Origin of the sequence: Salibaculum halophilum (assembly GCF_002094885.1) — a bacterium.
GTDB classification, from domain to species: Bacteria; Pseudomonadota; Alphaproteobacteria; order Rhodobacterales; family Rhodobacteraceae; genus Salibaculum; species Salibaculum halophilum.
In genome coordinates this window covers 1-8,969 of record NZ_MSIT01000046.1, presented here as the reverse complement: position 1 = coordinate 8,969, position 8,969 = coordinate 1, and the positions used below count along the sequence as shown (strand labels likewise).

Sequence of the window (8,969 nt, the reverse complement as noted above, 5' to 3'; positions counted from 1 at the left end):
TTTACCCAACTAGATCCGCGTACAATGGAGCCATACAGAAAGGCTCAACTCTACGGACGACGACAAGATGGTCGATAGTCGGCTGGAGCACTGTTGAAGTGGCATCCTCAAAACCGCCGTTTCTGGAAAATCGCGACCTGATAGTGTGAAAGCAACAAACTACATCGCTTGCCGCAACCATGTTCGCAGTCTGCGGCCAGTACCTGCGAAATGCTACCCAAATGATACCCACAGCAAAATTGCATGAAAATAATAGACCGAGCAATCGACCTAAGGCATTGTTTTTACTTTTAAAAAATGGTGCCCGGGGGCGGAATCGAACCACCGACACGAGGATTTTCAATCCACTGCTCTACCCCTGAGCTACCCGGGCACGGGTGAACGCGGCGCGTTCGGGTGAGCGCGTTCTAGGAGATGGTCCGGGGGGTGTCCAGACCCATTTTGCCTCAACGCCGGCGGCCGGACGCAACTGTTCGAGACGCGCGATATCCTCGAGAGCCTCAAGCGGATCCGCGCGGGTCTGCACTGGCACGGCGTTGTCGCCGCCCAGCCGGCGGGCGAGGTCGGGATCGGCACATCGGCGGCTGCAGACCGGGCGATCAGCGGGCGCGGTGAACATGGCGCAGATCGGGCAACTCATGCCAGCAGACGGTCAAGCCGCGGCAGAACGGCCAGACGTTCGCGCTTGCGCTGCAGTTCGACATGCCCGAGCGGCGTCCAGCCCACCAGCGCAGTCTCGATCGGGTCGGCGCGGAAGGCGGCGCGCAGGGCGCTGTCGACCTGCTTGCGGTGAGCCTTGGTCATGGGCGCGCAATCGATCACCACCTGCCCGCCCAGGCCACGCAGGCGCAGCGCCCGCGGCAGCGCCCGCGCCGCGGCGAGGTTGGCCTTGAGCCCCGCCGCCGGCGAAGTGTCGCCACCGGTGTTCACGTCCACCGCGACCAGCGCACGGGTCGGCTCGACATGCATGGCCGCGTCACCGCCCAGGGCCACGGCGGGTCCCGACAGCGCCGCGATCTGCTCCAGCACCCCCTCGCGGGCGAAGCCGCCGGGCTCGGTCACGACCTCGGACGGTGACACCCAGTCGCGCCAGGCCAGCGCGTGGGGGGCGTCGCCCTCGACCAGGGCCTCGGGTTCACGCCCCTCGGCATCTCCCATGACCGCCGCCGCCAGGGCGGCCATCTCGGCGATATCTTCAGCAATGGCCGCTGCATCCGCCCCGGCGCAGGACGAGCGCAGGATCAGACCGGCGCCCTCGGGCAAGACCGGATCGTGGGCAACCGCCAGCAGGCGCGCGCGGTCCTCCTCGTCGCGGATGCGGCGCGAGACATTGCGGCCCGGCGCCCCGGGCGTAACGATGGCGTGGCGGCTCTTGAACAGGACTTTGGCGGTCACCGGCACCGCCTTGCCCTCGTCGGGAAAGCCCGTGACCTGCACCAGCAGCGGCTGACCGGGGGCCAACCCCTTGGCGTGGCGCAGGAAGGCCCTGTCGCCATCAGGCAGGCGCAGGATCATGCCGCCCTGCCCCTTGAGCGGGCGGTCGCAGATGGCGCGAAAGATCGCGCCGGGGCGTATCTGGTCGGCATCGTCGATCAGCAGATCGTCCAGCCGCCCATCGACCAGCTGGGCCGCCGCCTCGTGGCCGGCCAGCGTATCGAGGATGATCCGACGTCCCTTCATGCCCAGACCGAGACGCCGGCCGCGCGCAGCAGGTGCGCCGTTTCCACCAGGGGCAGGCCCATCACCGCGCTGTAGGAGCCGGAAATCCACGGCACGAAGGCGCCGGCAGGCCCCTGGATGGCATACCCGCCGGCCTTGCCCTGCCAGTCACCGGTGGCCAGGTAGCCGTTGACCTCGATGTCCGAGAGCGGCTTCATCCGCACCTGCGTGACCACGTCCCGGAGGCGGATGCCCGCGCCCGACCGCACCGCCACTGCCGTTATGACCCTATGCCGCCGCCCGGACAGGGCATGCAGGAAGGCCGCCGCCTCGCACGCGTCGGCCGGTTTGCCAAGGATACGGCGGCCCATGCAGACGGTGGTGTCGGCGCAAAGCACGACCTCGCCGGCGGCGATGGCACTTGCCTCGGCCTTCTCATGGGCCATGCGGCGGACATAGTCGCGCGGCTTTTCACCAAGGGCCGGGGTTTCGTCGATGTCGGGCGCGCGCACGGCGTGCGGGGCCAGGCCGAGCTGGGCCAGAAGCTCAAGCCGGCGCGGGCTGGCCGAGCCGAGGACGAGTTTGGTGGGTTCGGTCATTTCAGCGCCCAGGATTGCATCCGGGTGCCGGCCACATTTTGCTGCGCAAAACGTTTACCCGCACTGTCGCGAAGCCGACGGCTTCGCGCTACTTAAACCTGTAATTGATCCGGCCCTTGGTCAGATCGTAGGGCGTCATCTCGACCTGGACCTTGTCGCCGGCCAGAACGCGGATGCGGTTCTTGCGCATCTTGCCTGCCGTATGCGCGATGATCGTATGGCCGTTCTCCAGCTCGACCAGGAATGTCGCGTTCGGCAGGAGTTCCTTCACGACACCGGGAAATTCGAGCAGTTCTTCCTTGGCCATGTTCACTCCGTTGCTGTTTTCCGCATCAGCGCGGACGCGCCTAGATGAGCGCAAGACGCCAATATTTCAAGGCCCAATCAGGACAGGGGGACGGATTCGACGCGCGCATCGTGTCTTTGCTGCTCGTCCCAGTGGGCGAAATTGCCCACCTGGCCGGTTTGGCGCGGCGCGCGGATCGCGCCCGGGTCAACGTCGGCGACCACGGCACCGGGCGCATCGGTTTCGCCCTGGGCAAGGATGCCGTCGTCCGGCAGACCCTGATCGGGCGGGCAGAAGAAGCCCGCGCGGCCGGTGTTCTCGTCCACCACATCGCACCCCGCGACCCGGCCCACAAGCGGCGCCTGCACCACCAGGCATTGGGACTCGATGGCGCGGGCGCGCGCCGATTGGCGCACGCGGGTCTGACCGGCCGGCCCATCGGTGCATGAGGGCACAAGGATCATCTCGGCCCCCGCCTGCGCCAGGCTGCGCGCGAATATCGGAAATTCACAATCATAACACGTCAGAATACCGATCTGGCCCAGCGGCGTGTCGAAAATCTTCAAGCTGTCACCGGGCACCATGCCCAATGTGTCGCGCTCGTAGGGGGTCGGGATCAGCTTGTCCTGATGTGCCATGCCACCCTCCGGCCCGATCAGCCAGGCTCGGTTGACGATGCCCCGCGCAGTGCGGGCCGGCCCGGTTCCGGCCAGCACATGGCAGGCGTTGCGCCGGGCAAAGGCCGCCGCCCGGTCGCACCACGCTGCGGCGCAGTCGGCGGCCCGCTCGCCCCAGTGCCGCGGCGACAGGGACGGTGGCGCATCGACAAGCGCCGCGTCCATCGCCGCGTATTCGGGCAACACCACGAGATCCGCCGGTGCCGCCGTTGAGAGCGCGGACCACTTCGCGTCAAGGGCCGCCCAGCCTGCAAGGCGCTCGATCCGGTAGGCGACGGCGGCGATCCTCACAGCGCCCGCATCCAGAATTGCAGCGGCTTGCTGGTCTGACCGCTATCGCCGATATCGGTCCAGTCGAAATGCGCGACCACGCCGGGCAGTTCCTCGTATCCCCGCTTGCGCCAGAACCCGTCCAGCGGGCGGTAATCGGCGGGCTTCATCGGGTGATCGTCGGGGCGGATGACACCGCAAAAGGCGCTGTAACGCCGACCGAGGCGGCGCGCATGCGCCTCGCGCGCATCAAAGAAGGCATGGCCGATCCCTCGGCCCCGATAGGGTGGCAACACCACCGATTCCGCACAATAGAAGATGTCTTCGAGCGCCACACCCTGCCCGTCGAAGGCCCGGGCGAAATCTTCCGCGTGGTCCTCCATCGGGGTGCCCGTGGCCGCCCCCACCAGCTGCGCGCCGTCGAAGGCCCCCACCAGGATCGCCCCGGCGCTGTCGCGATAGCTTTGCAGATAGCGGTGCTCGTAGTCGAAAGAGCCGTCGTAGAGATACGGCCAGTCGCGAAAGACCGTCATGCGCAACCGCGCCACGTCCTCCAGCGCGGCGTCCAGGTCGGCCCCGGTCAGGGGGTGCACCGTGATCGCGCTCATGCCTCGTGCTCCGGGCCCCAACGGGCCGTCAGCCGCGCCAGGATCTGGTCGCGGGCCTGTCGGTAGCTGCCCAGCTTGGCCTCGCGGCCTTCCCCCAAACCGGTGGGGTCGAGGATGGGCCAGTAGTCGATCTCCAGATGCACGTGCCGGGTAAGGTCCAGCGCCCGGCGCTGGCTGGCCGGGGACAATGCGACGATCAGGTCGAAGGACGACAGGTCGTCGCCCCATTCCTCCATCTGGTCGAACGAGCGGGTGCGGTGGCGCGACAGTTCCACCCCGATCTCCTGGCAGACGGCGATGGCGAACCCGTCGACCTCGAGCTCACCCTTGACGCCGGCGGACTGCACATAGGTTTCCGTGCCGTAGAGTTTCTTCATGATGCCCTCGGCCATGGGCGAGCGGACGGAATTGTGATCGCAGCAGAACAGCACCGATTGCGGAAGGGGCTGTAGGGCGGCCGCGTCCATCCGTCAGACCCCGAAGTGCAGCACGCAGATCAGGGTGAACAGCCGCCGGGCGGTGTCATTGTCCACGATCACCTTGCCCTCCAGCCGGTCCTGCAGCACCCGCGCCCCCTCGTTGTGGATGCCGCGGCGGGCCATGTCGATGGTCTCGATCTGGCCTGGCGTGGAATTCTTGACCGCGTTGAAGTAACTCTCGCAGATCTGGTAATAGTCTTTCACCACCTGCCGGAAGGGTCCCAGCGACAGCTGGACCTCGGCGACCTCGGTATCGTCCGCCTCGAAGACGGAGAAGACCAGCCGCCGCTCGCGGATCGACAGCGCCAGCTTGAACGGGCCCCTCGGGACCGCGCGCCCCTCGCGCTCGGGCAGGGCAAAGGCGTTCTCTTCCAGCAGGTCGAAGATGGCGACCCGGCGCTCCTGCTCGATCTCGGGCGTGGGCGGGGGCAGACCGCTGTCGTCGAGCTGGATGTCGATGATGCGGCTCATTCGCCGCCCTCGTTCAGCCGGTCCAGCCGCGCGCGCACCGACAGGCCGTGCGCCTGCAAGCCCTCGGCCTGCGCCAGGGCCTCGGCCGCCGGCCCGACACGGCCCAGCGCCGCCGGCGTCATCCGGGCGAGCGTGGTGCGTTTGACGAAATCCATCACCGACAACCCCGACGAAAAGCGCGCCGAGCGCGCGGTCGGCAGGACATGGTTCGGCCCACCCGCGTAATCGCCGATCGCCTCTGGCGTCCAGCCCCCGATGAAGACGGCCCCGGCGTGGGTGATCCGGGCCGACAGTGCCTCGGCCCCGGGCACGCAAAGCTCCAGGTGCTCGGGCGCGATCCGGTCAGACAGCGCCACCGCCTCGTCAAGGTCGCGCACCACCACCACGGCGCCGAAATCGCGCCAGCTGGCCCCGGCGATGGTACCCCGTTCCAGCGTTTCCAGCCGGGCGGCGACGGCGCGGGCCACCGCCTGCCCGAAAGCCGCATCCGTCGTGATCAGGATCGACTGCGCGCTCTCGTCGTGCTCGGCCTGGCTCAGCAGGTCCAGCGCGATCCAGTCGGGATCATTGTCGCCATCGGCGATCACTAGGATTTCCGACGGCCCGGCGATCATGTCGATGCCCACCGTGCCGAAGACCTGCCGCTTGGCCGCGGCCACGAAGGCATTGCCCGGCCCGGTGATCTTGTCCACCGCGGGAATGGTCTCCGTGCCATGGGCCAGCGCCGCCACCGCCTGCGCCCCGCCGACGCGATAGACCTCGTCGACCCCGGCCAGCTCGGCGGCCAGCATGACCAGCGGGTTGACCACGCCGTCGGGCGTGGGCACCACCATGGCCAGCCGCGCGACCCCCGCCACCTTGGCCGGGATCGCGTTCATCAGCACCGAGGACGGGTAGCTCGCCGATCCGCCCGGCACATAGAGCCCGGCCGCCGATACCGGCGTCCAGCGCCAGCCCAGGCCCGCGCCGGCCGCGTCCTCCCACCAGGCATCCGCGGGCACCTGGCGTTCGTGATAGGCGCGGATGCGCGCGGCCGCCTGGTCCAGCGCATCCCGCTCGGCCCGGGGCACCTTGGCCGCCTGGCGCGCGATCTCCGCCGCCGGCATGCGCAATTGCTCCGCCGTCAACTCCAGCCGGTCGAATTTCGCCGTCAGCTCCAGCAGCGCCGCGTCGCCCCGCGCGCGCACATCGGCGATAATCTCGCCGACGGCCCGGTCCACCTCGGGGCTGTCCTCCCGCTTCATCCCCAGCAGCGCGGCAAAACCGGTCTCGAAATCGGCATCCTCGGTCGACAGGAACACGGGCATGGGCTTTCTCCTTTGTCTGCCCCAATACAAACCCCGCCCCGCGGCCGCAATGCGGCACCTGGTTTCTTTGGGTCCAAAATACCGCAGGGGAGTCCGCGCCACGCGCGGACGGGGGCAGCGCCCCCTGCCCCGGCCCGGCCTGGCGCGCCAAAGGCCCCTGTGCGTCGCGGCGCAGATGTCCAAAAATTAGCGCGCGGAAGCGCCCCTTTTGGTAACCCCCTACCCGTCGGGGTGGCGCGGACGGGCGCCCGATGGCGCCGCGTAGGGTCGGGTGACATCGCGCAAGACAGCCTCCAGCGCCTCGACCTGCAGCCGGATGTCGCCGTCGCCGGCGAGCGTCAGCAGCACGTCCCCGCTGCCGTCCGCGCCCGGCTCGAAGCGCACCGCCAGCAGCGACAGGATCGTCTCGGAATCGCCCGGCGTCACGCCCCGGCTCTGCACCGCCAGCACGTCCTCGAATGCCAGCACCGACTGCACCCGCTCGTAGGCCCGCCCCTGCGCCTCGGCCCGCGGCGCATCCTCCCAGCGGAACCGGTTGAGCAACAGCCCAAAGCGTCGCGCGCCCTGCTCCCAGCGCATCTCGCTGGCCGGAAAGACAGCGTCCTGCACCAGCCCCGAGATCACCGCCAGGTCGTCGGTATCGAACGCCCGCAGCCGCAGCGGCTGCTCAGCCCCGTCCTCGAAGCGCGCGTCCCCGCTCATCGGCCCGGTACCCGCTCGATATCGGCGCCGACGCCGCCCAGCTTGTCCTCGACCGCCTCGTAGCCGCGATCAAGGTGGTAGACGCGGTTGACCTGCGTCTCGCCTTCGGCGGCCAGCCCGGCCAGGATCAGCGAGACGCTGGCGCGCAGGTCGGTCGCCATGACCGGCGCCCCTTTCAGCCCCGCGACACCCTGCACTGTCGCGGTGCCGCCCTGCACTTCGATCTCGGCGCCCATGCGCGTCAGTTCCGGGGCATGCATGAAGCGGTTCTCGAAGATGCGCTCCTCCAGCACCGAGGTCCCCTCGGCAAAGCAGAGCATCGCCATCATCTGCGCCTGCAGGTCGGTGGGAAAGCCCGGAAAGGGCGCGGTGGTCACGTCCACCGCCCGCGGTCGGCCGTTGCGGCGCGCCAAGTGCAGGCCGCGGGCCGTTTCCTGCACCTGCACGCCCGCCTCGTCCAGCTTCTCGGCGAAAGCGCCGATCAGGTCCAGGCGGCCGCCCAGGCAGGTCACCTCGCCTCCGGCGATCACCGGGGCCAGCATGTAGGTGCCCAGCTCGATCCGGTCGGCGACCACCGGGTGCGTCGCGCCGTGCAGCCGGTCGACCCCCTCGACGGTGATCTCGCCGGTGCCGTCGCCGCTGATCCGCGCGCCCATCCGACGCAGGCAGGTGGCCAGGTCGACGATCTCGGGCTCGCGCGCCGTGTTGGTCATGACAGTGGTGCCACGGGCCAGCGTGGCGGCCATCATCACGTTTTCCGTGGCCCCGACCGAGGCGAAGGGGAACTCTACCCGAGCGCCCGTCAGCCCGCGCGGTGCCGTGGCGTGCAGGTAGCCGTCCTCCAACGCGACCTCGGCACCCAGCGCCTCGAGCCCCTGGATGTGAATGTCCATGGGCCTCGCCCCGATTGCACAGCCCCCGGGCAGCGACACCACCGCCCGCCCCGTCCGCGCCAGAAGCGGCCCCAGAACGAGGTTCGAGGCGCGCATCTTGCGGACGATGTCGTACTCGGCGACGTGGTTGACCTCGCCGTGGCAGGCCATGGCCTGCACCCGCCCGTCCTGCAGCGCCGAGACCTCGGCGCCCAGCGATTGCAGCAGGGTCGTCATCGTCGCGATGTCGGACAGGCGCGGTGTGTTGGTCAGCGTCAGCGGCTCTTCGCTGAGCAGCGCAGCCGGCATCAGCGCCAGCGCCGCGTTCTTGGCCCCGGCGATCTCGATATCGCCCGACAGCGGCCGGCCGCCGCGTATGATGATGGAATCCATGCCTGCCTACTCTTTGTCCTGGGCGTCGCCCGTGTCCGAGCGATCGTCCGATGCCGCCCGCCCCCGGGCCTGCCGCTTGCGGCGTTGCAGGTTGGCCTTCAGCGCCGCCTTGAGCCGCGCCTCGCGGTCCTGATCGGGCTTTCGGGGGGACTTCGGGTCGGTTTTTCCGCTCATGTCCTCCCCTCTACAGGGCCGCGCAAAAACCGTCCAGAGAGGGCTTGCACGGCGGCGGGTTTAGGTCTAATCCCGCCGCGCACGGCGCTGCTGTAGCTCAGAGGTAGAGCACTCCCTTGGTAAGGGAGAGGTCGAGAGTTCGATTCTCTCCAGCAGCACCATCTCGCTTTTTTCACCAGCAATTCCCGCTAAGGCCCTGAAGGGAAAGGCAATTTTTGGTGTTCCATACACACCATTTTGCCCATACCTAAGCGGCTCCAAAAACGCCAATCTGAGAACAGTTTGGCGTATTACAAAATCACCATTCTTGTCGAATTTCCAAGGACTTAAGAGAAATTCTAAGGCGTGTTCAATACATTCCTCCAGCCGTCCCTTCGGAGGCACGACCTTCTCGATCCGCTCGGAAAGCACGATCTTCCTGTGTTCTAGCCGCTCGATCCGTGCCTCATAGGCGCTGATCACTTTCGCGCTG

Annotated in this window: 12 protein-coding genes and 2 tRNA genes; 1 reads left to right on the top strand and 13 read right to left on the bottom strand. The window is 68.1% G+C overall.

The window, feature by feature from the left end:
* Window positions 1–298 precede the first annotated feature (298 nt).
* The 13 genes from BU124_RS14185 to BU124_RS14900 form a co-directional block, all read right to left on the bottom strand.
* Window positions 299–373 (bottom strand) — tRNA-Phe (locus tag BU124_RS14185).
* Window positions 353–640, bottom strand: coding sequence for a DNA gyrase inhibitor YacG (yacG, locus tag BU124_RS15195; protein WP_084864221.1), 288 nt, complete (start codon window positions 638–640; stop codon window positions 353–355). Before yacG ends, BU124_RS14185 begins: the two co-directional genes overlap by 21 nt.
* Window positions 637–1,680 (bottom strand): ribonuclease E/G, encoded by a 1,044-nt coding sequence (locus BU124_RS14175; RefSeq protein WP_084864220.1) that lies wholly within the window; start codon window positions 1,678–1,680, stop codon window positions 637–639. Before BU124_RS14175 ends, yacG begins: the two co-directional genes overlap by 4 nt.
* Window positions 1,677–2,258 (bottom strand): Maf family protein, encoded by a 582-nt coding sequence (locus BU124_RS14170; protein ID WP_084864219.1) that lies wholly within the window; start codon window positions 2,256–2,258, stop codon window positions 1,677–1,679. Before BU124_RS14170 ends, BU124_RS14175 begins: the two co-directional genes overlap by 4 nt.
* A gap of 88 nt (window positions 2,259–2,346) precedes the next feature.
* The gene (gene infA / locus BU124_RS14165) at window positions 2,347–2,565 is read right to left on the bottom strand and encodes a translation initiation factor IF-1 (protein ID WP_008186030.1); all 219 of its coding nucleotides are present in this window, start codon (window positions 2,563–2,565) and stop codon (window positions 2,347–2,349) included.
* Window positions 2,566–2,642: 77 nt separating this feature from the next.
* Window positions 2,643–3,512, bottom strand: coding sequence for a nitrilase-related carbon-nitrogen hydrolase (locus BU124_RS14160; protein ID WP_084864218.1), 870 nt, complete (start codon window positions 3,510–3,512; stop codon window positions 2,643–2,645).
* Complete coding sequence (locus BU124_RS14155; RefSeq protein ID WP_084864217.1) at window positions 3,509–4,099, bottom strand: GNAT family N-acetyltransferase; 591 nt, start codon at window positions 4,097–4,099, stop codon at window positions 3,509–3,511. The genes BU124_RS14160 and BU124_RS14155 overlap by 4 nt, the downstream gene beginning before the upstream one ends.
* Window positions 4,096–4,566 (bottom strand): arsenate-mycothiol transferase ArsC, encoded by a 471-nt coding sequence (locus BU124_RS14150; protein ID WP_084864216.1) that lies wholly within the window; start codon window positions 4,564–4,566, stop codon window positions 4,096–4,098. The genes BU124_RS14155 and BU124_RS14150 overlap by 4 nt, the downstream gene beginning before the upstream one ends.
* 3 nt (window positions 4,567–4,569) lie before the next feature.
* The gene (locus BU124_RS14145; protein WP_084864215.1) at window positions 4,570–5,049 is read right to left on the bottom strand and encodes a UPF0262 family protein; all 480 of its coding nucleotides are present in this window, start codon (window positions 5,047–5,049) and stop codon (window positions 4,570–4,572) included.
* Window positions 5,046–6,356, bottom strand: coding sequence for a histidinol dehydrogenase (hisD, locus tag BU124_RS14140; protein ID WP_084864214.1), 1,311 nt, complete (start codon window positions 6,354–6,356; stop codon window positions 5,046–5,048). The genes BU124_RS14145 and hisD overlap by 4 nt, the downstream gene beginning before the upstream one ends.
* Window positions 6,357–6,575: 219 nt before the next feature.
* Window positions 6,576–7,058 carry a DUF2948 family protein gene (locus BU124_RS14135; RefSeq protein ID WP_084864213.1) on the bottom strand — a complete coding sequence of 161 codons (483 nt, stop codon included), beginning with the start codon at window positions 7,056–7,058 and terminating at the stop codon, window positions 6,576–6,578.
* Window positions 7,055–8,323, bottom strand: a complete 1,269-nt coding sequence (gene murA / locus BU124_RS14130; protein WP_084864212.1) for a UDP-N-acetylglucosamine 1-carboxyvinyltransferase — start codon at window positions 8,321–8,323, stop codon at window positions 7,055–7,057. The genes BU124_RS14135 and murA overlap by 4 nt, the downstream gene beginning before the upstream one ends.
* Before the next feature lie 6 nt (window positions 8,324–8,329).
* Complete coding sequence (locus BU124_RS14900) at window positions 8,330–8,497, bottom strand: hypothetical protein (protein WP_179141941.1); 168 nt, start codon at window positions 8,495–8,497, stop codon at window positions 8,330–8,332.
* Between the two features lie 86 nt (window positions 8,498–8,583).
* Here BU124_RS14900 and BU124_RS14125 point away from each other — a divergent pair.
* Window positions 8,584–8,658 (top strand) — tRNA-Thr (locus BU124_RS14125).
* The last annotated feature ends 311 nt before the right edge of the window (window positions 8,659–8,969 follow it).